Genomic DNA, 23519 nt, shown 5'->3' with positions numbered 1-23519 from the left:
GTTGGGTCATTCATGTTCGATGGATGAGCCGCCGGGCTGCTTTCAACGGCCACCTGTTTCTGCGCAGTCGATATCGGAGGCGCCCTTTGGGCGCGCTCGTTTTTCTGCTTCTGAAAACTTTAACAAGCGAGGAGGACCGCCATGGGCGTGACCAATCGGTTGGCCTGTTACTCCGACCCCGCCGACCACTATTCCCACCGCGTGCGCATTGTGCTCGCAGAGAAAGGTGTCAGCGCTGAGATCATTGATGTAGTGGCGGGTCGTCATCCGCCGAAGCTGATCGAGGTGAACCCGTACGGCAGCGTGCCAACACTGGTCGATCGTGACCTGGCGCTGTACGAGTCGACAGTGATAATGGAATATCTGGATGAGCGTTACCCGCATCCACCTCTGCTGCCGGTCTATCCGGTCGCGCGTGCCAATAGCCGTCTGCTGATTCATCGTATTCAGCGTGATTGGTGTGGTCTGGTGGATTTGATTCTGGATTCGCGCAGCAAAGAGCCCGCGCGTGTTCAGGCGCGTAAAGAGCTGCGTGAAAGCCTTACTGGCGTTTCTCCGCTGTTCGCGGATAAACCTTTTTTCCTCAGTGAAGATCAAAGTCTGGTCGACTGTTGTCTATTGCCCATACTCTGGCGTCTCCCGATCCTGGGTATAGAATTGCCGCGGCCAGCCAAGCCGCTGCTTGATTACATGGAGCGCCAATTTGCGCGTGAAGCTTTCCAGACAAGTCTGTCCGGTGCTGAACGCGATATGCGCTAAGGCTTAAGGAGCCGTTAATGAACTCCAGTCGCCCTTATTTGATTCGCGCTTTGTATGAGTGGATCGTCGATAACGATAGCACCCCGCATATGCTGGTCAATGCGGAGTACCCGTCGGTGCAGGTCCCTCAGGGCTTCGCCAATGACGGCCAGATTGTTTTGAATGTATCGCCCAGTGCCGTGCGTCATCTGCACATGGATAACGATGCCGTCAGCTTTGAAGGCCGCTTCGGTGGCGTGCCGCACACGTTGTACGTCCCTGTAGCTGCGATTCTGGGCATTTATGCCCGGGAGAATGGCCAGGGTATGGTTTTTGATCTGGAGCCTCCGCTGGAGGATGACGACGTGATCGAGCCGGATGATGACAGTCCGCCACCAGGTAGCGAACCACCGCGACCTACCGGCAGGCCCAGTCTGAAAGTGGTCAAGTGATCTGAAGCAAACGAGTCAAAAAAAAGGCGATCCCCAGGGATCGCCTTTTTTGATTCGCGGTTTTGCTGTTAAGGCAAAACGGGTGTGTTGCCGTTAATCAATATACTCAAACAGTTTGACGATTTTTTGTACGCCGGACACGTTCTGCACCAGGTTGGTTGCGCGGGTGGCTTCCTGTTGAGTCACCAGACCCAGCAGGTAGACGATGCCATTTTCGGTCACGACTTTGATGCGCGAGCCCGGAATGGTGTTGTCAGTCAGCATCTGTGTCTTGATCTTGGTAGTCAGCCAGGCATCGTTGTTGCGAGCGAGGATCGAGGAGGGCGGCATGACTTGAAGTTCGTTATTGACCTTCTTGACGCGCTGTACAGAGCTTGCGGCTTGCTCTGCAAGGGCTTTCAGATCGGCACGTGGTGTCTGGCCAGCGAGCAATACGATGCCGTTAAAGCTGGTGACGATGATGTGTGAGCCTTCATCGAGATCGGGGTTGGCCTTGGCAACGTTGACCGCGACCTTGGTTTCGATCAGGGAGTCATCAATCTTGCTGCCGAAAGTCCGGGTGCCGCGATCATCCTCTATGGGTTTGTCGCGGGTTGCGGTCAGGACCGAGCTGCATCCGCTGATGCTGAGGCACAGTGTCAAAGCCAGTAGGCTAAGGCGATTAGGGGTCATTCTTCACTCCCGAACAGTTGGCTGTCGATCAAATCGCATAGGCAATGGATCGTCAGCAGGTGGACTTCTTGAATCCGTGCGGTGACTTTGGCCGGGACACGTATCTCCACGTCCTCTGGCAGCAGCAACGAGGCCATGTCGCCACCGTCGCGACCCGTCAATGCTACGACAATCATTTCGCGATCATGTGCGGCCTGGATGGCTTGAATAATGTTCGCCGAGTTGCCGCTGGTGGAAATCGCCAGCAGGACATCGCCCGGTTGACCCAGTGCACGGATCTGTTTGGAGAAAATTTCGTTATAGCTGTAGTCGTTGGCGATGGACGTGATCGTCGAGCTGTCGGTGGTCAGCGCAATCGCGGGCAGGCTTGGGCGTTCACGCTCGAAGCGATTGAGCAGCTCCGAGGAGAAGTGCTGTGCGTCGCCGGCCGAGCCACCATTGCCACAGGAAAGCATTTTGCCCTCGTTGAGCAGGGCATTCACCATGACCTGGCTGGCTTGCTCAATGTAGGGGGCAAGAACTTCCATCGCCTGCTGCTTGGTGTCGATGCTGGCCTGGAAAAGCTGGCGAACTCGGGATTGCATGTCCATCGGGTGACCTTAAGTAGGGCGGCTGCTCCAGGCACAAGAAAGTGCAGCCTGCAAAGCAAAGAGCGAAATCGGTGTGTGGACTTTCTATACATCAGGGCTTTAAAGCGCGCCGTCCAGGGTTGGCCAGTCGGGCGCTATGAATCAGCTATCAAATGCGTTCTTCACCCAGTCCAGCGGAGGCGCGCTGCCGGGGTCGCCATTAATGGCCACCACATCGAAACGGCATGGGGAATCTGCCCAGCGCGACTCTTTCTGGAGAAAAAACTGTGCGGCAAGTATGAGCTTTGCACGCTTGCGGGTATCCACGCTTTCCAGCGCTCCGCCCCAGCCTGCGTGACGTCGATAGCGAACCTCGACGAATACTACTGTATCGCCGTCGAGCATGACCAGATCGAGCTCGCCTCGTTTGCATAACCAGTTCTGCGTGATCAGGCGCAGGCCCTGTTGTTGCAAATGTTTCAGGGCGTAGGCTTCAGCCTCGCGCCCTGCTTGTTGCTGAGGGGTGCTCGGCATTAACGCGGAGTGTCCGGCAGATGCTGAACCTTGCCGCCGACAAACTGGGCCCATGGCAGTTGACGCTCGACACGTTGACCCGAACCCATGCTCAGGCTGCCGGTCAGGCCGTCGATGCGGCTGTCTGGCAGGGTTTTGAGCTGTGCCAGGCGCGGTGCCAGACGATAAGCGTCGATCCCCATGGCGTACAGGCGGCCAAGGCTGCCTGCCGCTTGTGGCCATTGCACGGTCACTTGCTGGCGCAGTGGGTCGTTGGCGTTGAGCAGCCACGGCGTTTCACAGAAGCGAATGCCTTCCAGATCCAGATACTGTGCTTGGTCGCCGCTGTTGGTGAACAGGTGTGAAGTTGCGTATACCGGAACATCGCCTGCGTACTGGAATACCAACGTTGGCTTGATCTGCTGCGCTTGCTGGGGTGTTGCCGCAAGGAAGATGAAATCAATGTCCTGGCGACGTGTCGGTTGTGCCGCTACTTGCGTGCCGACGGTGCTTTGCAGGCTCTTGGCGCGGGCTTCGCTGTTCCGGAGCTGGAACATATCAGCGATTTGCTGGGCCAGGGCGACAGGCTGGTCGACGTGTTCAGCAACGATAAACGTGCCGCCGGCCGCTTGCCAGCTTTGGCGGAAGGCATCCAGGACGCGATCGCCCCATTCGCCTTTAGGGACCATGGCTGCGGCGCTGCGCTTGCCGTCGGCCCAGGCGCGACGTGCGACTTCGCGGGCTTCGTCTTCAGCGGCAAGGCCGAACTGGAACAGTTGTGGAGGTCCATCCCGGCCTGCGTCGCTGTAGTTCAGCGCCAGTGTGGTGATAGGCAATTGCGGGCGGCTGTTCAGTTGTTTGACTAGCGGCTTTTCCAGCGGACCGATGACCAGCTGCACACCCGATGCTTTGGCTTGGCGGTAGAAGTCATCGAGAGAGGTCAGGTGCGAACTGTCAAACACTTCAATGGCTGGCGGCTTTTGGCCCGCCTGCTGCGCCTGGTAGTGGGCAGCCATAAAGCCTTCGCGCAATGCACGGGCAACAGATGCGAGCGGGCCATCTTGCGGCAGCAGCAGGGCGATTTTGGTCAGCGGTTCACTGGTCAGCGCTTTGAGCTGGGCCAGTGGGGCCGGCAGTTGCAGGGCCGCTGGGTGCTGTGGGTTTTGCGCTTTCCAGGTATCGATGGCCGCCTGTTGTTGCTCCAGGGTGCCACCGCCTTTGACTGCGCGGGCCAGGCTCAGCCATCCACTCAGGTCATTGTTGCTGGTGCTTTGCAGTTGCTCGGTGGGCAAGGCAGCAACCAGTGTCCAGATCGCTTCATGGTTAGCGCTGGCTTCAGGGCCCTTGAGCAATGGCGCGATAAATACCCGCTCGCTGGCGGCAGGCATTATCTGCCCGTCGGCTTCCAGTGCGCGTGCCTGAACCAGTCCTGTACGGATCTGCTGCTCGACTGGCAGTTCGCCCAGTCGTTGCAAACTTGGGTGGCTCAGGGCTGTCAACGCGGCCTTGGGCTGGTTTCGGCCCAGCGCTAGTTCAGCCGATAGTGTGCTGGCATACACTTGTTGCGCGGGCTTGAGCTGATCAAGAGGCACCTGCTCGAGAATGCGCGCGGCACGCCCCGGGTCACGTTGTCGATTGGCCTGATCGGCTGCACTGAGTCTCAGTAGTGCAGCTTTATCGGGCGACTTGGCGGCAGCGGCTTGTTCGAGCAATTGCTCGATGCTGGCGTCAGGAGTGCGTGGAAGCTCGCCAAGACTTGACGAGGGCGAGCTGGCGCAAGCTGCCAACAGGGCAGCAAGAAAGAGGGCAGAGAACAGCCGCAGGCAAGCGATCATGTAAGTGTTCCTGATACTCGAGCAAATTAGCGGGGAATTGTACCCAAGCACTGGCCGGGGCGCGATGTTAGTGGCGTTAAAGCGGTCATATTGGTCGTTGGGCCGGGAAATAAGGATGAATTCAGCCTTTTTTCATGCTGTTCATCCTCTATTGCAGCGAAAGCAAACGCTTTTTTCATTCTTTTTTAAGTGCTGACCTTGACCGGCTACCCATTGGTTCATGCCGTAATCTGTACAATGCGTTTTTTTGTTAACTCAAGAGGTGTGCGCTTTGACTGCTCCAGGTGCTTTGAATTCCGCTGCTGGCTCGCTTTATGTCGTGGCCACGCCTATCGGTAACCTGGATGACATGAGCGTGCGCGCATTAAAAGTGTTGCGCGAGGTTGCGCTAATTGCCGCTGAAGATACTCGCCACTCGTTACGGTTGATGCAGCATTTCGGTATTTCCACGCCCTTGGCTGCCTGTCACGAGCACAACGAGCGTGAGGAGGGGAGTCGATTCATTACACGGCTGCTCGCGGGCGATGACATCGCACTGATCTCCGATGCAGGGACGCCGCTTATCTCTGATCCGGGTTATCACCTGGTCCGACAGGCGCGTGCCGCCGGCATCGCGGTGGTCCCGGTGCCGGGTGCCTGTGCGCTGATCGCCGCCTTGTCAGCGGCTGGCTTGCCCTCGGACCGGTTTATTTTCGAAGGTTTCTTGCCCGCTAAGGCGGTAGGGCGACGGGCGCGACTTGAGTTGTTGAAAGAAGAGCCGCGCACGTTGATCTTTTATGAAGCGCCACACCGCATCCTCGAGTGCCTGCAAGACCTGGAATTGGTGTTCGGCCCTGAGCGTCCAGCATTGTTGGCGCGCGAGCTGACTAAAACCTTCGAAACCCTCAAAGGTCTGCCCTTGGCAGAGCTTCGTGCGTTCGTCGAAGGTGACAGTAATCAGCAGCGCGGCGAATGCGTGGTGCTGGTCGCGGGCTGGACGTTGCCTGAAGACGAGGATGTCATCGGCACCGAAGCTCGGCGTATTCTGGATTTACTGCTGGAAGAAATGCCTCTCAAGCGCGCGGCGGCATTGGCGGCGGAGATCACGGGTGTGCGCAAGAATTTGCTTTATCAGGTAGCGCTGGAGAAACAGAAAGATGGATAAAAGATCCTTCTCGGCCTAACAGTCAAAACGCGCGGGGCTTATTAAAGCTTGTTCTTGAGCGTCCGTGCCGCTAACCTTGGCGGCGGAGAGTCGATTGGACAGTCGCTGCCTTCTATTGTTCCGCAATAGGGGGGGGAGGAAAGTCCGGGCTCCATAGGGCAGAGTGCCAGGTAACGCCTGGGAGGCGCGAGCCTACGGAAAGTGCCACAGAAAATAACCGCCTAAGCACTTCGGTGCCGGTAAGGGTGAAAAGGTGCGGTAAGAGCGCACCGCACGTCTGGCAACAGTTCGTGGCAAGGTAAACCCCACTCGGAGCAAGACCAAATAGGGTTCCAAGGCGTGGCCCGCGCTGGAACCGGGTAGGTTGCTAAAGGCGTCCAGTGATGGCCGTCGTAGAGGAATGACTGTCCTCGACAGAACCCGGCTTACAGATCGACTCTCCACCTTTTCCCTCTCTCTGCTTTTTCGTAGCAGAAGCGCTTTTGTAATATCAAAAAAATCTTACTCTTGATAAATCACTTTAACTTCGAGCTGCAGTGCTCTGAGTCAATTCAGGTTTATTCGTCAAAACAATTGAGAAATTGTTCCTTCACCTGTTTTTACCCTCCTAAATCTCCGATCTGTAAGGGTTTTCCTTAGGACCGCGCCTTGACGGTGTGGTGGGCGCATTCCTATAGTGTGCACAAGTGGCGAAAAGTGGCATGAAGTGGGTTTTTTCGGCGTAAAAAGTTAATATTTGGAGATCGCGGCTGTGTTTCGTGGTGCTAATGCAATCAATCTCGATGCAAAGGGCCGTCTCGCTATGCCGAGCCGGTACCGCGACGAGCTGGATTCGCGTAGTGCCGGGCAGTTGATCGTGACAATTGATGCTGCCAGTCCCTGCTTATGTTTGTACCCATTATCCGAATGGGAATTGATTGAAGCCAAATTGCGTGATTTGCCCACATTTCGTGAAGAGAACCGTCGCTTGCAACGATTATTGATCGGGAATGCGGTTGATTTGGAGCTCGATGGTAGCGGCCGTTTTCTGGTCCCGCCGCGCCTTCGCGATTATGCCAAGTTAGATAAGCGCGTGATGTTAGTTGGCCAGCTTAATAAGTTTCAACTGTGGGACGAGGACGCCTGGAACGCTCTTGCTGAAGCGGATCTGGCGGCCATTCAACAACCGGGCGCTATGCCTGATGAACTGCGTGATTTGATCCTGTGACTATGAATAGCGGCTTTACCCACATCACCGTACTGCTTGACGAAGCCGTAGAGGCTCTCGCGGTGCGTGCCGATGGCTGCTACCTGGATGGCACGTTTGGGCGTGGCGGACACAGCCGTTTGATATTGCAGCACCTGGGGCCGGGCGGTCGTTTGCTGGGATTCGATAAAGACCCCCAAGCAATTGCCACCGGGCAAGCGCTGGCGGCCGAAGACGGCCGCTTTGTCATTGTGCAGCGCAGCTTTGCCGAGCTGGGTTCTGAACTCGAAAGTCGCGGTCTGGCAGGCAAGGTCAGCGGTATATTGCTCGACCTTGGCGTGTCCTCCCCACAACTGGACGACCCAGAACGCGGTTTCAGCTTCATGAACGACGGTCCGTTGGACATGCGTATGGACCCAACGCGTGGCATCAGCGCCGCCGACTTTATCGCCACTGCATCAGCAGAAGAAATCGCTCGCGTGTTCAAGGAATACGGCGAAGAGCGCTTCGCCAAGCGCATGGCAAATGCCGTGGTTCAGCGTCGTGAGACTCAGCGTTTCGAACGCACGGGTGATCTCGCGGAAGTGCTCAAGGTTGCCAACCCCGCGTGGGAAAAAGGCAAGAATCCAGCGACCCGTGCGTTCCAGGGCTTGCGTATCCACGTCAATAACGAGCTGGGCGATCTTGAAACCGGGCTTGAAGCTGCACTTGAAGCGCTGGAAATCGGTGGCCGGCTGGTTGTTATAAGCTTCCACTCGCTGGAAGATCGCATCGTCAAACTGTTCATGCGCAAGCTCGCCAAAGGCGAAGCCGACAAAATGCCCCGCGACCTGCCAATTCGGTTTCAGGCGTTTGATCCAAAAATCAAAATTCTGGGCAAGGCGCAGTTTGCCTCCGAGACTGAAACCAAAGCCAATCCACGTTCGCGTAGCGCTGTCATGCGTGTGGCGGAGAAGCTCCGGTGAGCCGCCTTTTCCTCAAGCCTCTACCTGGCGGTAGTTTCATTATGTTGCTGCTGTTCCTTGCCGTGTTGGTTTCGGCGATCGGTGTGGCTTACAGCGCCCACTGGAACCGGCAGTTACTTAACTCCCTGTACTCCGAGTTGAGCGTGCGTGACAAGGCGCAGGCAGAGTGGGGTCGGCTGATTCTTGAACAAAGCACCTGGACCGCCCACAGCCGGATTGAAACGCTGGCCAGCGAACAACTCAAAATGCGTATTCCCAGCGCTGCTGAAGTGCGGATGGTGGCGCCATGATGAAGCTCGAGGGCGCCCTCTATCCCTGGCGCTTTCGCGTGGTGGTGGGGCTGCTGGGCATTATGGTGGGCGCGATCTGCTGGCGCATCATCGATCTGCAGGTGATAGACCATGACTTCTTGAAAGGTCAGGGCGATGCTCGCAGCGTACGACACATCCCTATCCCGGCTCACCGTGGCTTGATCACCGACCGTAACGGCGAGCCATTGGCGGTCAGTACTCCTGTGACGACGCTGTGGGCCAACCCGAAAGAAATGCAGCAGGCTAAAGAGAAATGGCCTGCGCTTGCCGCCGCTCTGGGGCAGGACGCAAAACTGCTCGGCGACCGTCTGGATGCTCAGGCCGGTAAAGAATTCATCTACCTGGTTCGCGGCCTGACGCCGGAACAAGGTCAAGTCGTGCTCGACCTGAAAGTCCCTGGTGTCTATGGCATCGAAGAGTTCCGGCGTTTCTATCCGGCGGGCGATGTCACTGCACACATGGTGGGCTTCACCGACCTGGACGACCATGGTCGTGAAGGGGTCGAACTGGCGTATGACGACTGGCTTGCCGGTGTACCGGGTAAGCGACAGGTCATCAAGGACCGGCGCGGACGACTTATCAAGGATGTTCAGGTTACAAAAAACGCCAAGGCCGGGAAGACCTTGGCTTTGTCTATTGATCTGCGCCTGCAATACCTGGCCACCCGCGAGTTGCGCAACGCCATTCAGGAAAACGACGCCAAGGCTGGCAGCCTGGTGATCATGGACGTGAAGACTGGCGAAGTGCTGGCCATGGTCAACTCACCGACCTACAACCCCAACAACCGTCGCACCATGGTGCCGGCGGCGATGCGTAACCGCGCCATCATCGACGTGTTCGAGCCGGGCTCGACCATGAAGCCGATCTCCATGACCGCCGCTCTGGACAGTGGTCGCTGGAAACCTACCGACAAAGTCGAGGTTTACCCTGGCACGCTGCAGATCGGCAAATACACCATTCGTGACGTTACCAAGACCGAGGGCCCGATCCTCGATTTGACCGGGATCCTGATCAACTCCAGTAACGTCGGTATGAGTAAGGTGGCCTTCGACGTCGGCGGCGAAGCGATTTTCCGTGCGATGCAGCGAGTCGGGCTGGGCCAATACACTGGCTTGGGTTTCCCTGGCGAGCGCGTTGGCAATTTGCCTAACTACCGTGAGTGGCGCAAAGCAGAAACCGCAACCTTGTCCTATGGCTACGGTCTGTCGGTCACCGCGTTGCAGTTGGTGCACGCCTACTCCGCGCTGGCCAACAATGGCCGTATCGTGCCGCTGACCATCCTGAAAACCGACACGCCACCGGAGGCTACTCAAGCGATTCCGGAGGCTACCGCAAAAACAGTACAAGGCATGTTGCAGCAAGTGATCGAAGACCCGCGCGGTGTGTTCCGCGCTCGTGTGCCGTCCTACCATGTGGCCGGCAAAAGCGGTACCGCACGTAAAACAGCGGTGGGCACCAAGGGTTACGCCGAAAACTCCTATCGCTCTTTGTTTGCGGGCTTTGGTCCGATGAGCAACCCGCGGTACGCGGTAGTCGTGGTCATCGACGAACCCGGCAAAGCGGGCTACTACGGTGGACTGGTGTCGGCTCCAGTATTTAGCAAGGTCATGTCCGGCACGCTGCGACTGATGAACGTTACGCCGGATAATCTGGCACCAATTCCCACGCAGGAACAAGTCAATGCTGCGCCTGTTGTTAAAGGAGGGCGTGGTTAATGCCTGTTAGCCTGAACAAGATCTTTGCCCATGCCGACCGCGATCTGTTGATCCGCGAGTTGACCCTCGACAGCCGTAATGTACGTGCCGGCGATCTCTTTCTGGCGGTGCCGGGCGGCAAGCTCGATGGTCGTGCGCATATCGCCGATGCACTCAAACGGGGCGCTGCCGCAGTTGCTTATGAAGTTGAAGGCGCAAGCGTTTTACCCATCACTGATGTGCCGTTGATTCCGGTCAAGGGCTTGGCTGCACAACTGTCCGACATCGCCGGGCGCTTTTATGGTGACCCGAGCCGCAGTTTGAATCTGGTGGGCGTCACCGGCACTAACGGCAAAACCAGTGTCACCCAGTTGGTCGCGCAAGCGCTGGATCAGCTTGGGCAGCACTGTGGGATTGTTGGCACCCTGGGCACCGGATTTTATGGTGCGCTGCAAAGCGGCCGCCATACCACGCCTGATCCAATAGCCGTGCAAGCGACGCTGGCCGATTTGAAGAAAGCGGGCGCTCGTGCGGTGGCGATGGAAGTGTCTTCCCATGGACTGGATCAAGGGCGTGCGACTGCGTTGGCGTTCGACGTTGCAGTGCTGACCAACCTGTCCCGTGACCACCTGGACTACCACGGCACGATGGAAGCCTACGCAACCGCCAAGGCGAAATTGTTTGCCTGGCCCAATCTGCATTGTCGAGTGATCAATCTGGATGACGATTTCGGTCGGCAACTGGTCAAAGAACGACAAGAGTCGCGCCTGATCAGCTACAGCCTTGACGATCCCCGTGCAGACCTTTACTGCCGTGATGCACACTTCGATGACGATGGCGTGCGCGCTATCCTGGTCACCGCGCAAGGCGAGCACAACCTGCAAAGCAGCCTGCTGGGGCGTTTCAACCTGAGCAACGTGCTGGCGGCGGTCGGCGCGTTGATGGGCCTGGACTACGCGCTAGATGAAATTTTAAGCGTGCTGCCGAAACTGGAAGGCCCGATCGGTCGCATGCAGCGCTTGGGCGGCGGCACCCAGCCGTTGGTCGTGGTTGATTACGCACACACACCCGACGCACTGGAAAAAGTCCTCGAAGCACTGCGCCCGCACGCCAAGGGCCGGCTGATGTGCCTGTTCGGTTGTGGCGGGGATCGAGATCGCGGCAAGCGTCCGTTGATGGCTGAAGTGGTTGAGCGGCTGGCGGATTTGGTTGTGGTCACCGATGACAATCCACGGACAGAGGTGCCTGCGCAGATTTTCGATGACATCCGCCAAGGGTTTGTTGCCGTCGATAAAGTCAGCTTCGTTGCCGGTCGCGGCCAGGCGATTGCCCAATTGATTGCCAGCGCCAGCGCGGCGGACGTGATCGTGTTGGCAGGCAAAGGTCATGAGGACTACCAGGAAATCGAGGGGCAGCGTCATGCGTTCTCCGATCTGGAAGAAGCCAGCAAAGCCTTGACTGCATGGGAGGTGGCACATGCTTAAGCCACTGACGTTCAGTCAACTGATCGCGCCACTCGCTGCCCGTCAGGTCAATGCGGATTGCAGCTTTACCGGTGTCAGCATCGACAGCCGCGCCATTGTTCCGGGCCAGTTGTTTATAGCGCTGACCGGTCCACGTTTCGACGGCCATGATTATCTCGATGACGTCGCGGGCAAAGGCGCGGTCGGTGCGTTGGTCGAGCGTGAGGTCGCAGGTTCCGTTCTGCCGCAACTGGTGGTCGAAGATACCCGTCAGGCGCTGGCGCAGCTCGGTGCACTGAATCGCAATGCGTTCGACAAGCCGCTTGCCGCGATCACCGGTTCCAGCGGTAAGACCACGGTCAAGGAACTTCTTGCGAGCATTTTGCGCACGCGCGGGCCGGTACTGGCCACTCGCGGTAATTTGAACAACGACCTGGGGGTCCCACTGACCCTGCTTGAGCTGGCGGCTGAACACACGGCCGCCGTGATCGAGCTGGGCGCCTCGCGTGTTGGCGAAATTGCCTACACCGTCAGCCTGGCCAAACCCCATGTCGCACTGATCACCAATGCCGGAACCGCCCATGTGGGTGAGTTCGGCGGCCCGGAAAAAATTGTCCAGGCCAAGGGTGAAATTATCGATGGCCTCGATCCAGCCGGTATCGCGGTACTCAATCGTGATGACAAGGCCTTCGCCATCTGGCACGCACGGGCGGATGGACGCCAGGTCGTGAGCTTTGCCTTGAGCGACGACGTTGCTGATTTCTACTCGCGTGATCTGACCCGCGATGCTCGCGGGTGCCCGAGTTTCACATTGCACGGTCCGTCCGGCGCGGCGACTGTCCAGCTCAACCTGCTGGGCACGCACAACGTCACCAATGCACTGGCTGCGGCGGCGGCGGCGCATGCGTTGGGTGTTTCGCTGGAAGGTATCGTTGCAGGATTGAATGCGGTACAGCCGGTCAACGGTCGTGCGGTCGCGCAACTGACCCCTAATGGTATCCGCGTAATCGACGACACATACAACGCTAACCCCACCTCAATGTGCGCTGCCGTTGATATACTCGCCGGCTTTTCCGGGCGCACCGTCCTGGTGCTCGGGGATATTGGCGAGTTGGGCGAGTGGGCGGAAGAAGGCCATCGCCAGGTCGGCGCATACGCTGCGGGCAAGGTGTCGGCGTTATACGCGGTAGGGCCTCTTATGACTCATGCCGTGAGCGCTTTTGGCCAGCACGCTCGCCACTTCGCTAACCAGGCTGACCTGATCGCGGCGCTGGGCGCCGAGCAGGACACTAATACCACTATTTTGATCAAGGGTTCGCGCAGCGCTGCGATGGAAAACGTCGTGGCGGCTTTGTGTGGTTCTAGCCGGGAGAAACACTAATGCTGCTGCTGCTGGCGGAATATCTGCAACAGTTCTACAAAGGCTTCGCGGTCTTTCAATACCTGACCCTGCGCGGGATTCTCGGCGTGCTCACTGCATTGTCGCTCTCGCTGTGCCTGGGTCCATGGATGATTCGCACCCTGCAGAATCGCCAGATCGGCCAATCGGTACGTAATGACGGTCCTCAGTCGCACCTGTCCAAATCGGGCACGCCGACCATGGGCGGGGCGTTGATCCTTTCAGCGATTACCGTCAGCACCCTGTTGTGGGCTGACCTGAGTAACCGTTATGTCTGGGTCGTGTTGATCGTCACGTTGCTGTTCGGTGGCATTGGTTGGGTCGACGATTACCGCAAAGTGATCGAGAAGAATTCCAAGGGTTTGCCTAGCCGCTGGAAATACTTCTGGCAGTCGGTGTTCGGCCTCGGCGCGGCGATCTTCCTTTATACGACTGCGCCTAGCGTGGTTGAAACCACCTTGATCGTGCCGATGTTCAAAGACGCCAGTATCCCGCTTGGCATTGGCTTCATGGTCTTGACTTACTTCGTGATCGTCGGTTCGAGCAACGCGGTCAACCTGACCGACGGCCTCGACGGTCTGGCGATTCTGCCGACGGTGATGGTTGGCGGTGCGCTGGGTATCTTCTGCTACCTGTCGGGTAACGTGAAATTCGCTGAATACCTGCTGATCCCTTATGTACCGGGCGCGGGTGAACTTATTGTATTTTGCGGCGCGTTGATTGGCGCAGGCCTTGGCTTTCTTTGGTTCAACACGTACCCGGCGCAAGTGTTCATGGGCGACGTCGGTGCCCTGGCGCTGGGCGCCGCACTGGGCACCATCGCGGTGATCGTTCGTCAGGAAATCGTCCTGTTCATCATGGGCGGTGTATTCGTGATGGAAACCCTTTCAGTCGTGATCCAAGTCGCGTCCTTCAAGTTGACCGGTCGCCGTGTGTTCCGCATGGCACCGATTCACCACCACTTTGAACTCAAAGGCTGGCCCGAGCCGCGCGTGATTGTCCGTTTCTGGATCATCACCGTGATTCTGGTGCTGATCGGCCTTGCCACCCTGAAGCTGAGGTAGAGCGAGTGTCTCTGATCGTTTCTGACCACTTCCGCATCGTTGTCGGCCTCGGCAAGAGCGGCATGTCCCTGGTTCGCTTCCTGGCGAAGCAGGGTGTGTCGTTTGCTGTGGCTGATACGCGGGACAATCCGCCTGAGTTGGCGACGTTGCGTCAGGACTACCCGCAAGTGGAAGTACGTTGCGGCGAGCTGGATGTGGAGTTTCTCTGCCGTGCCGACGAGCTGTACGTAAGCCCCGGTCTGGCATTGGCGACCCCTGCATTGCAGCAAGCGGCAGCCCGTGGCGTGAAACTGTCGGGTGATATCGAATTGTTCGCGCGTAACGCGAAGGCGCCCATCGTTGCAATCAGCGGTTCGAATGCGAAAAGCACGGTCACCACGCTGGTGGGTGAAATGGCGGCCGCAGCGGGTAGGCGTGTTGCAGTCGGCGGCAACCTCGGCACTCCGGCGCTGGACTTGCTCGATGACTCGGTCGAGCTTTACGTGCTCGAGCTCTCCAGCTTCCAGCTTGAAACCACTGACCAGCTTGGCGCCGAAGTGGCGACAGTGTTGAACGTCAGCGAAGATCACATGGACCGTTACAGCGGTCTGCCGGCGTATCACTTGGCCAAGCACCGGATTTTTCGTGGCGCCCGGCAAGTGGTGGTCAATCGTCAGGACGCACTGTCGCGGCCGCTGATCGGTGAAGGCCTGCCGTGCTGGACCTTCGGTCTGAATACACCAGATTTCCACGGCTTCGGTCTGCGCGAAGAGAACGGCGAAAAATACCTCGCCTTCCAGTTCGACAACCTGATGCCGGTCCGCGAGCTGAAAATTCGCGGCGCGCACAATCAGTCCAACGCCTTGGCTGCGTTGGCGCTTGGGCATGCGGTGGGCTTGCCGTTCGACGCCATGCTCAGCGCCTTGCGCACCTTCACCGGCCTAGCGCATCGCTGCCAATGGCTGCGGGAGCGTGCAGGTGTCAACTATTACGACGACTCCAAGGCCACCAACGTTGGCGCCGCGCTGGCTGCCATCGAAGGCTTGGGCGTGGATATCGCGGGCAAGTTGGTGTTGATCGCAGGTGGAGATGGCAAGGGTGCTGACTTCAGTGCCTTGCGTGCCCCTGTCGCCGCCTATTCCCGCGTGGTTGTGTTGTTGGGCCGCGATGCTGAATTGCTTGCCAAAACCTTCGGCGATGCGGTGCCTTTAGTCCGCGTCAAAACCCTGGACGAAGCTGTGCAACGTGCTGCCGAATGGGCGCAGAGCGGGGATGCGGTATTGCTGTCTCCCGCCTGTGCCAGCCTGGACATGTTCAAGAATTTCGAAGAGCGCGGGCGTGTGTTCGCTCATGCCGTGGAGGGCTTGTCATGATTCTGGGTGTGATCAAGCCTTATCCATCGCCGCTGATCAGCGGTCGCGGCATTGATGTCGACTTTCCGATGTTGGCCGGTTGCCTTGCGCTGCTGGGCCTGGGCCTGGTGATGATCACTTCTGCCTCGTCAGAAGTGGCCGCCGTGCAGTCCGGCAACCCGCTATACATGATGATGCGTCACCTGGTGTATCTGGTCATCGGTTTGGGCGCCTGTGGCGTGACCATGATGATTCCGGTTTCAACCTGGCAGCGCCTGGGCTGGCTGATGTTGATTGGCGCCTTCGGCTTGCTGGTGATGGTATTGGTGCCGGGGCTGGGCCGTGAGGTTAACGGTTCGATGCGCTGGATCGGCTTCGGGATGTTCAACGTCCAGCCTTCGGAAATCGCCAAGGTTTTCGTGGTGATTTTTCTTGCCGGTTACCTAGTACGGCGCCAGCAGGAAGTCCGCGAAAGCTGGATGGGCTTCTTCAAGCCATTCATCGTTTTGCTGCCCATGGCAGGTTTGCTGCTGATGGAGCCGGACTTCGGTGCCACCGTGGTAATGATGGGGGCTGCTGCTGCGATGCTGTTCCTCGGTGGCGTAGGGCTGTTCCGCTTCACCCTGATGGTGGTGTTGGCGGTGGGCGCGGTGTTCGTGCTGGTTCAAGCGCAGCCCTATCGTATGGCGCGCCTGATCACCTTCACCGACCCCTGGTCCGATCAGTTTGGCTCCGGTTATCAGCTGACCCAGGCCCTGATTGCCTTTGGCCGTGGCGAATGGTTCGGCGTCGGTCTGGGTAACAGCGTGCAGAAACAGTTCTATTTACCTGAAGCGCACACCGACTTCGTGTTTGCCGTGCTCGCGGAAGAGTTGGGCGTGGTTGGCTCGCTGATCACTGTGGGCCTGTTTGTATTCGTCAGTATCCGGGCCATGTACATCGGCATGTGGGCCGAAAGGGCCAAGCAATATTTCGCTGCCTATGTGGCTTACGGTCTGGCGTTCCTGTGGATTGGTCAGTTCCTGATCAACATTGGCGTAAACGTCGGGCTACTGCCGACTAAAGGCCTGACCTTGCCCTTCCTCAGTTATGGCGGCAGTTCGTTGGTGATCTGCTGCGCAAGCCTGGGCTTGTTGCTGCGCATCGAGTGGGAGGCGCGGACCAATACCGGCAGTGAAGAAACGGAATTCAATGAAAGCGACTTCACCGAGGAGCCGACCCATGGGCGCTAACGTGCTGATCATGGCGGGCGGTACGGGTGGGCACGTCTTCCCGGCGCTGGCCTGTGCGCGCGAGTTCCAGGCCCGCGGCTACCGCGTGCACTGGCTCGGCACGCCGCGCGGTATCGAAAACGAACTGGTCCCTCAAGCGGGCTTGCCGCTGCATTTGATCAACGTGACCGGCCTCCGGGGCAAGGGCGTGATTTCGCTGTTGAAAGCGCCGTTTGTGCTGCTCAGGGCGTTGCTGCAGGCGCGCAAGATCGTCCGTCAGTTGCAACCGGTCTGCGTACTGGGAATGGGCGGTTTTGTCACCGGCCCTGGCGGCTTGGCAGCGAAATTGGCGGGGGTACCGCTGATCATTCATGAACAGAACGCCGTCGCCGGTACAGCCAATCGCAGCCTGGCGCCGTTTGCCACTCGTGTGTGCGAAGCCTTCCCGAATACGTTTTCGGCTTCGGCAAAACGCCGTACCACCGGCAACCCGGTACGCACCGAGTTGTTTCTCGAAACGCCGCGTCAGGCGCTGGGCGGACGTAAAGCCCGTCTGCTGATCCTTGGCGGAAGTCTGGGCGCTGAACCGCTGAACAAACTGCTGCCTGCTGCATTGGCACAGGTGCCGCTGGAGTTGCGACCTGAAGTGTTTCATCAGGCCGGCAAGAATCATGACCAGATCACCGCAGAGCGCTATCGCACTGCCGATGTCGAGGCGCAAGTGGCGCCCTTCATCAAAGACATGGCTCAAGCCTATGGCTGGGCCGACCTGGTGGTTTGTCGCGCAGGCGCGCTGACCGTCAGTGAACTGGCTGCGGCTGGCCTGCCGTCGCTGTTGGTGCCGTTGCCCCACGCGATCGACGACCACCAGTCCCGTAATGCCGACTATCTGGCCCGCGAAGGTGCAGCCTTCGTCATGCCACAAGCGACAACTGGCGCAGCCGAAATGGCCGCACGCCTGAAAGAGGTTTTGATGCAACCCGAACAATTGAACAACATGGCCCGCACGGCTCGCCACCTGGCCAAACCTGACGCAACGCGCACTGTGGTCGATATCTGTCTGGAGGTGGCTCATGGTTGAGAGCAAGAGGGCGATGCCCCAGCCGGAAATGCGCCGCATCCGTCGCATCCATTTCGTCGGTATCGGCGGGGTGGGCATGTGCGGTATTGCCGAGGTTCTGCTTAACCTGGGCTACAAAGTGTCCGGCTCCGACTTGAAGTCTTCACCAGTGACTGAACGTCTTGAATCGTTCGGCGCCAAGGTGTTTATCGGCCATCGCGCCGAGAACATCGCGACGGCTGACGTGCTTGTGGTCTCCAGTGCAGTCAATACCGCGAACCCGGAAGTCGCTACGGCTCTGGAACGTCGCATTCCTGTGGTCCCGCGTGCCGAAATGCTGGCCGAACTGATGCGCTATCGCCACGGCATCGCAGTCGCTGGCACGCATGGCAAAACCACCACCACCAGTTTGATCGCTTCGGTGTTCGCGGCCGGTGGCCTGGACCCGACGTTCGTTATCGGTGGTCGCCTGAATGCTGCTGGAACCAACGCTCAGTTAGGCACCAGCCGTTACCTGATCGCTGAAGCGGATGAAAGCGACGCCAGCTTCCTGCACTTGCAGCCGTTGGTGGCCGTGGTCACTAACATCGACGCCGACCATATGGCGACCTACGAAGGCGACTTCAACAAACTGAAGAAAACCTTCGTCGAGTTCCTGCACAACCTGCCGTTCTATGGGCTGGCCGTGGTGTGCATCGATGATCCAGTGGTGCGTGAAATTCTGCCGCTGATCAAGCGTCCGACGCTGACTTACGGCTTCAGCGAAGAAGCCGACGTACGCGCCATCAACGTGCGTCAGGAAGGCATGCTGACTTACTTTACGGTGCTGCGTCGTGACCGCGCGCCGCTGGATGTCTCGGTAAACATGCCGGGCAACCACAACGTTCTGAACTCGTTGGCGACCATCGCAATCTCTACCGACGAGGGCGTCAGCGACGAGGCTATCGTCCAGGGGCTGTCAGGCTTCCAGGGTGTTGGTCGACGCTTCCAGATCTATGGCGAGCTGCCGGTCGAAGGCGGCAATGTGATGCTGGTCGACGACTACGGCCATCACCCGCGTGAAGTGTCTGCGGTAATCAATGCTGTCCGTGGCGGCTGGCCGGATCGTCGTCTGGTCATGGTTTACCAGCCTCATCGCTTCAGCCGTACTCGCGACCTTTACGATGACTTCGTGCAAGTACTGGCCGAAGCCAACGTGTTGTTGCTGATGGAAGTCTATCCAGCCGGTGAAGAACCGATTCCAGGTGCCGACAGTCGCAACTTGTGCCACAGCATTCGTCAACGTGGTCAGCTGGACCCGATCTACATCGAGCGTGGCGTCGAGTTGGCACCGCTGGTCAAACCACTGTTGCGTGCTGGCGATATTTTGCTGTGCCAGGGCGCCGGTGACATTGGTGGCCTCGCGCCGCAACTGCTTCGAAGCCCGCTGTTTGCAGGTGCTGTCGTGGCCCCGACCGAGGGGAAACTGAAATGACTTCAACCCTGCAATCCACCTTGTTGTCCACGCTCGAACCCAAGGCTTTCGGCCGTGTCGCCGTCCTGTTTGGTGGTAAAAGCGCTGAGCGCGAAGTGTCGCTGAAATCCGGTCAGGCAGTGCTTGAGGCCCTGCAAAGTGCAGGTGTCGACGCGTTCGGCATCGACGTCGGTGACGACTTCCTGCAGCGTCTGGTCAGCGAAAAAATTGATCGTGCTTTTATCGTCTTGCACGGTCGTGGCGGCGAAGACGGCAGCATGCAAGGCCTGCTGGAGTGTCTGGAGATCCCCTACACCGGCAGCGGCGTACTGGCTTCTGCGCTGGCCATGGACAAGTTGCGGACCAAGCAGATCTGGCAAAGTCTGGGCTTGTCGACACCTCGGCATGCCGCATTGAGCACTGAGGCTGATTGTATTTCTGCGGCAACGGAACTGGGCTTCCCTTTAATCGTCAAACCTGCCCATGAAGGTTCGAGTATCGGTATGGCCAAGGTGACCAGCGTCGATGAGTTGATCGCCGCATGGAAAGCTGCCAGCACCTACGATTCACAAGTATTGGTCGAGCAATGGATCCAGGGTCCGGAGTTTACTATCGCGACTCTGCGTGACCAGATATTACCGCCCATCGGTCTGGGCACTCCCCACAGTTTCTACGACTACGACGCCAAGTACCTGGCTTCCGATACTCAGTATCGGATCCCTTGCGGGCTCGACAGTGCAAAAGAACAAGAGCTTAAAGATCTTACTGCGCGTGCTTGCGAGGCCGTTGGCATTGCAGGTTGGGCGCGTGCGGACGTTATGCAGGATGCTGATGGCAAGTTCTGGTTGTTGGAAGTGAACACCGTCCCCGGCATGACCGATCACAGTCTGGTCCCGATGGCGGCACGAGCGGCGGGCCTGGATTTTCAGCAGTTAGTGTTAGCGATTCTGGCTGACAGTGTCGAGGCGCGAGGTTAATCCCATGCAAGGCGCGATGCTACGTCATCAGCAACCCGTTCCCGGCCGCAAGCCGGTGCCGCGTGGTGCCAGTCGGATGGTGGCCAAAGAGCCGCTGTCGATGCGTCTGCCTAAAGCAAACCTCGGATTCTTCAAGCGCCTGTTCTGGCCTGTGATGTTGGTCGTTCTGGGCTTCGGTACCTACGAAGCCGCGCAGCGGCTGTTGCCGTATGCCGACCGGCCAATTACCCGGATCAATGTGCAGGGTGATCTGAGCTATATCAGCCAGCAAGCGGTGCAGCAGCGCATCGCCCCTTATGTGGCGGCGAGCTTCTTCACCATCGACCTCGCAGGGATGCGCACCGAACTGGAACAAATGCCTTGGATCGCCCACGCCGAAGTCAGGCGTGTCTGGCCCGATCAGGTGGTCATTCGTCTGGAAGAACAATTGCCGGTGGCGCGCTGGGGTGAAGAGGCGCTGCTGAACAACCAGGGTCAGGCGTTTACCCCGCGCGAGCTGGCCAATTACGAGCATCTGCCTCAACTGTTTGGCCCTCAACGTGCCCAGCAGCAGGTGATGCAGCAGTATCAGGTGTTGAGTCAGATGTTACGGCCGTTGGGTTTTTCCATCGTACGTCTGGAATTACGTGAACGTGGCAGTTGGTTTTTGACCACTGGTGCAGGCAGTGCGGGCCCGGGTATCGAGTTGTTACTGGGACGCGACCATCTGGTGGAAAAAATGCGCCGATTTATTGCCATTTATGAAAAAACGCTTAAAGAACAGATGACGAATATTGCGCGCATCGACCTGCGTTACTCCAACGGCCTTGCCGTGGGATGGCGTGAGCAGGTTGCGCCTACGACGGACAAACCCGCCGTCGCGAAGAATTGATAAGAGGCAGGACCATGGCAAACGTGCAAAGCGGGAAAATGATCGTCGGCTTGGATATCGGCACCTCCAAAGTGGTGGCGTTGGTGGGCGAAGTCGGGGCGGATGGCACCCTGGAAATCGTCGGTATCGGCACGCATCCTTCCCGTGGCCTGAAGAAGGGCGTGGTGGTGAACATCGAGTCCACCGTGCAATCGATCCAGCGCGCCGTTGAAGAAGCTCAGCTGATGGCCGGTTGCCGTATTCACTCGGCTTTCGTCGGTGTAGCGGGCAACCACATTCGCAGCCTGAACTCCCACGGCATCGTGGCGATCCGTGACCGTGAAGTCAGCATGGCGGATCTGGAGCGTGTACTCGATGCCGCCCAGGCCGTGGCGATTCCAGCGGATCAGCGGGTGCTCCACACCCTGCCGCAGGACTACGTGATAGACAACCAGGAAGGCGTTCGTGAGCCTTTGGGGATGTCGGGCGTACGTCTGGAAGCCAAGGTTCATGTGGTGACTTGCGCCGTCAATGCCGCACAAAACATTGAAAAATGCGTGCGTCGTTGCGGGCTGGAAATTGACGACATCATTCTCGAACAGCTGGCTTCCGCGTATTCGGTGCTGACGGATGATGAGAAAGAACTGGGCGTTTGCCTGGTCGATATCGGCGGCGGCACCACCGACATCGCCATCTTCACCGAAGGCGCTATTCGTCATACCGCAGTCATCCCGATTGCGGGCGATCAGGTTACCAACGACATCGCGATGGCGTTGCGTACACCTACCCAATACGCCGAAGAGATCAAGATTCGCTACGCCTGTGCCCTGGCCAAACTGGCTGGCGCCGGCGAAACGATCAAAGTACCAAGCGTCGGCGACCGTCCACCACGTGAGTTGTCCCGTCAGGCGCTGGCTGAAGTGGTCGAGCCGCGTTACGACGAGTTGTTCACATTGATTCAGGCCGAGCTGCGTCGCAGTGGTTATGAAGACTTGATCCCGGCCGGCATCGTGCTGACCGGTGGTACCTCAAAAATGGAAGGCGCGGTCGAACTGGCCGAGGAAATCTTCCATATGCCGGTACGCCTCGGCGTGCCGCACAGTGTCAAAGGGCTCTCGGACGTCGTCCGCAACCCAATCTATTCCACTGGTGTGGGGCTGTTGCTGTACGGGCTGCAAAAGCAATCCGACGGTATTTCGTTGTCCGGCATCAGTAGCAGCAGCTATAGCGATGAACCTAAAACACCGGTATTCGAGCGCCTCAAGCGCTGGGTGCAAGGCAATTTCTAAGTTTCAAAGCAGTAGTAGTGGTAGGCAGTAGGCGAAAAAACTAGAGAAAATGAAAGGAGAGGGAAAATGTTCGAACTCGTAGACAACGTCCCGCAAAGCCCGGTAATCAAGGTTATCGGTGTTGGTGGTGGTGGTGGTAATGCTGTTAACCACATGGTTAAGAGCAACATCGAAGGTGTGGAATTCATCTGCGCCAACACTGACGCACAAGCGCTGAAAAGCATCGGCGCACGGACCATCCTGCAATTGGGCACTGGTGTGACCAAGGGTTTGGGTGCTGGTGCCAACCCTGAAGTAGGTCGTCAGGCTGCACTGGAAGACCGTGAGCGCATTGCTGAAGTGCTACAGGGCACCAACATGGTGTTCATTACCACTGGCATGGGCGGCGGTACCGGTACCGGTGCTGCACCGATCATCGCCGAAGTGGCCAAGGAAATGGGGATTCTCACCGTTGCAGTGGTGACTCGTCCGTTCCCGTTCGAAGGCCGCAAACGCATGCAGATCGCCGATGAAGGCATCCGCCTGTTGTCGGAAAGCGTTGACTCGTTAATCACCATCCCTAACGAGAAGCTGCTGACCATCCTCGGTAAGGACGCCAGCTTGCTGTCGGCTTTCGCCAAGGCTGACGATGTACTGGCCGGTGCTGTTCGCGGTATCTCCGACATCATCAAACGTCCGGGCATGATCAACGTCGACTTCGCTGACGTACGTACCGTGATGAGCGAAATGGGTATGGCGATGATGGGCACTGGCTGCGCCAGCGGTCCGAACCGTGCACGTGAAGCGACTGAGGCAGCCATCCGCAACCCGCTGCTCGAAGACGTCAACCTGCAAGGTGCTCGCGGCATCCTGGTCAACATCACTGCCGGTCCTGACCTGTCCCTGGGTGAGTACTCGGACGTGGGTAGCATCATTGAAGCGTTCGCCTCCGAGCACGCGATGGTCAAGGTCGGTACGGTTATCGATCCGGACATGCGCGACGAGTTGCACGTGACCGTGGTTGCCACTGGCCTGGGCGCGAAAATCGAGAAACCTGTGAAGGTGATCGACAACACCCTGCAGACCTCGCAACAACATGCTGCGGTGCAACCTTCTGCACGTCAGGAGCTGCCGTCGGTGAATTACCGCGATTTGGACCGTCCGACTGTGATGCGCAACCAGGCTCACGCCGGTGCTGCCGCTGCTGCGAAGATGAACCCGCACGATGACCTGGATTATCTGGATATCCCGGCTTTCCTGCGTCGCCAGGCCGATTGATGAAATGTATCAGGGGTATTAGGGTGATTGGTGTTCAGCAAAGGCCGGGTCTGCTATTATCGCCAGCCTTTGTTGATACCAGTTCG

The 23519-nt window shown here is 58.2% G+C and carries 22 protein-coding genes and 1 other RNA gene; 19 read left to right on the top strand and 4 right to left on the bottom strand.

The window, feature by feature from the left end:
• The first annotated feature begins 141 nt into the window (after window positions 1-141).
• Window positions 142-759: a glutathione S-transferase N-terminal domain-containing protein gene (locus QN399_RS13510; RefSeq protein WP_219062269.1), complete on the top strand. Its 618-nt coding sequence runs from the start codon at window positions 142-144 to the stop codon at window positions 757-759.
• A gap of 17 nt (window positions 760-776) precedes the next feature.
• Window positions 777-1190 carry a ClpXP protease specificity-enhancing factor gene (locus QN399_RS13505; protein WP_322181832.1) on the top strand — a complete coding sequence of 138 codons (414 nt, stop codon included), beginning with the start codon at window positions 777-779 and terminating at the stop codon, window positions 1188-1190.
• A 93-nt stretch (window positions 1191-1283) separates the two neighbouring features.
• On the opposite strand, the gene QN399_RS13500 is transcribed toward QN399_RS13505, so the two are convergent.
• The 4 genes from QN399_RS13500 to QN399_RS13485 form a co-directional block, all read right to left on the bottom strand.
• A complete protein-coding gene (locus QN399_RS13500; RefSeq protein WP_322181831.1) occupies window positions 1284-1862 on the bottom strand; it encodes a BON domain-containing protein in 579 nt (192 codons plus the stop codon).
• Entirely contained in the window at window positions 1859-2452 is a 594-nt protein-coding gene (locus QN399_RS13495) for a phosphoheptose isomerase (protein ID WP_219062266.1), read from the bottom strand. Before QN399_RS13495 ends, QN399_RS13500 begins: the two co-directional genes overlap by 4 nt.
• A gap of 141 nt (window positions 2453-2593) precedes the next feature.
• Window positions 2594-2965 (bottom strand): YraN family protein, encoded by a 372-nt coding sequence (locus QN399_RS13490; protein WP_322181829.1) that lies wholly within the window; start codon window positions 2963-2965, stop codon window positions 2594-2596.
• Window positions 2965-4779: a penicillin-binding protein activator gene (locus tag QN399_RS13485; RefSeq protein ID WP_322217955.1), complete on the bottom strand. Its 1815-nt coding sequence runs from the start codon at window positions 4777-4779 to the stop codon at window positions 2965-2967. The genes QN399_RS13490 and QN399_RS13485 overlap by 1 nt, the downstream gene beginning before the upstream one ends.
• Before the next feature lie 289 nt (window positions 4780-5068).
• Here QN399_RS13485 and rsmI point away from each other — a divergent pair, with 289 nt between their 5' ends.
• The 17 genes from rsmI to ftsZ all read left to right on the top strand — a co-directional run bounded on the left by rsmI (window position 5069) and on the right by ftsZ (window position 23433).
• Window positions 5069-5923: a 16S rRNA (cytidine(1402)-2'-O)-methyltransferase gene (rsmI, locus tag QN399_RS13480; protein ID WP_322278452.1), complete on the top strand. Its 855-nt coding sequence runs from the start codon at window positions 5069-5071 to the stop codon at window positions 5921-5923.
• A gap of 86 nt (window positions 5924-6009) precedes the next feature.
• Window positions 6010-6367, top strand: an RNA gene (rnpB, locus tag QN399_RS13475) — RNase P RNA component class A.
• 307 nt (window positions 6368-6674) lie between these two features.
• Window positions 6675-7130: a division/cell wall cluster transcriptional repressor MraZ gene (mraZ, locus tag QN399_RS13470; RefSeq protein WP_322181825.1), complete on the top strand. Its 456-nt coding sequence runs from the start codon at window positions 6675-6677 to the stop codon at window positions 7128-7130.
• A gap of 2 nt (window positions 7131-7132) precedes the next feature.
• A complete protein-coding gene (gene rsmH, locus QN399_RS13465) occupies window positions 7133-8074 on the top strand; it encodes a 16S rRNA (cytosine(1402)-N(4))-methyltransferase RsmH (protein ID WP_322182853.1) in 942 nt (313 codons plus the stop codon).
• Window positions 8071-8364: a cell division protein FtsL gene (gene ftsL, locus QN399_RS13460; protein WP_322181823.1), complete on the top strand. Its 294-nt coding sequence runs from the start codon at window positions 8071-8073 to the stop codon at window positions 8362-8364. The genes rsmH and ftsL overlap by 4 nt, the downstream gene beginning before the upstream one ends.
• A complete protein-coding gene (locus QN399_RS13455; protein ID WP_322182851.1) occupies window positions 8364-10100 on the top strand; it encodes a penicillin-binding protein 2 in 1737 nt (578 codons plus the stop codon). The genes ftsL and QN399_RS13455 overlap by 1 nt, the downstream gene beginning before the upstream one ends.
• Entirely contained in the window at window positions 10100-11563 is a 1464-nt protein-coding gene (locus QN399_RS13450; RefSeq protein ID WP_330201038.1) for a UDP-N-acetylmuramoyl-L-alanyl-D-glutamate--2,6-diaminopimelate ligase, read from the top strand. The genes QN399_RS13455 and QN399_RS13450 overlap by 1 nt, the downstream gene beginning before the upstream one ends.
• Window positions 11556-12923, top strand: coding sequence for a UDP-N-acetylmuramoyl-tripeptide--D-alanyl-D-alanine ligase (gene murF / locus QN399_RS13445; protein WP_330201037.1), 1368 nt, complete (start codon window positions 11556-11558; stop codon window positions 12921-12923). Before QN399_RS13450 ends, murF begins: the two co-directional genes overlap by 8 nt.
• A complete protein-coding gene (gene mraY, locus QN399_RS13440) occupies window positions 12923-14005 on the top strand; it encodes a phospho-N-acetylmuramoyl-pentapeptide-transferase (RefSeq protein ID WP_322181817.1) in 1083 nt (360 codons plus the stop codon). Before murF ends, mraY begins: the two co-directional genes overlap by 1 nt.
• 5 nt (window positions 14006-14010) lie before the next feature.
• Window positions 14011-15357 (top strand): UDP-N-acetylmuramoyl-L-alanine--D-glutamate ligase, encoded by a 1347-nt coding sequence (murD, locus tag QN399_RS13435; RefSeq protein ID WP_330201036.1) that lies wholly within the window; start codon window positions 14011-14013, stop codon window positions 15355-15357.
• Window positions 15357-16568, top strand: a complete 1212-nt coding sequence (gene ftsW, locus QN399_RS13430) for a putative lipid II flippase FtsW (protein WP_219062358.1) — start codon at window positions 15357-15359, stop codon at window positions 16566-16568. Before murD ends, ftsW begins: the two co-directional genes overlap by 1 nt.
• Entirely contained in the window at window positions 16558-17628 is a 1071-nt protein-coding gene (gene murG / locus QN399_RS13425; protein ID WP_322181813.1) for an undecaprenyldiphospho-muramoylpentapeptide beta-N-acetylglucosaminyltransferase, read from the top strand. The genes ftsW and murG overlap by 11 nt, the downstream gene beginning before the upstream one ends.
• A complete protein-coding gene (gene murC, locus QN399_RS13420; protein WP_322181811.1) occupies window positions 17621-19081 on the top strand; it encodes a UDP-N-acetylmuramate--L-alanine ligase in 1461 nt (486 codons plus the stop codon). Before murG ends, murC begins: the two co-directional genes overlap by 8 nt.
• On the top strand, window positions 19078-20037 hold the full coding sequence (locus QN399_RS13415) for a D-alanine--D-alanine ligase (protein ID WP_322181809.1): 960 nt from the start codon (window positions 19078-19080) through the stop codon (window positions 20035-20037). The genes murC and QN399_RS13415 overlap by 4 nt, the downstream gene beginning before the upstream one ends.
• A 4-nt stretch (window positions 20038-20041) precedes the next feature.
• Window positions 20042-20908 carry a cell division protein FtsQ/DivIB gene (locus QN399_RS13410; RefSeq protein ID WP_322181807.1) on the top strand — a complete coding sequence of 289 codons (867 nt, stop codon included), beginning with the start codon at window positions 20042-20044 and terminating at the stop codon, window positions 20906-20908.
• Between the two features lie 14 nt (window positions 20909-20922).
• Complete coding sequence (gene ftsA, locus QN399_RS13405; RefSeq protein WP_219062252.1) at window positions 20923-22176, top strand: cell division protein FtsA; 1254 nt, start codon at window positions 20923-20925, stop codon at window positions 22174-22176.
• Window positions 22177-22242: 66 nt separating this feature from the next.
• Complete coding sequence (gene ftsZ / locus QN399_RS13400) at window positions 22243-23433, top strand: cell division protein FtsZ (RefSeq protein ID WP_219062251.1); 1191 nt, start codon at window positions 22243-22245, stop codon at window positions 23431-23433.
• Window positions 23434-23519 lie beyond the last annotated feature (86 nt).

Origin of the sequence: Pseudomonas sp. 10C3 (assembly GCF_036346185.1) — a bacterium.
In the GTDB taxonomy this organism is placed as follows: Bacteria; Pseudomonadota; Gammaproteobacteria; order Pseudomonadales; family Pseudomonadaceae; genus Aquipseudomonas.
Note: the sequence above shows the minus strand (reverse complement) of the source record. Positions and strands in the feature narration are given on the sequence as shown.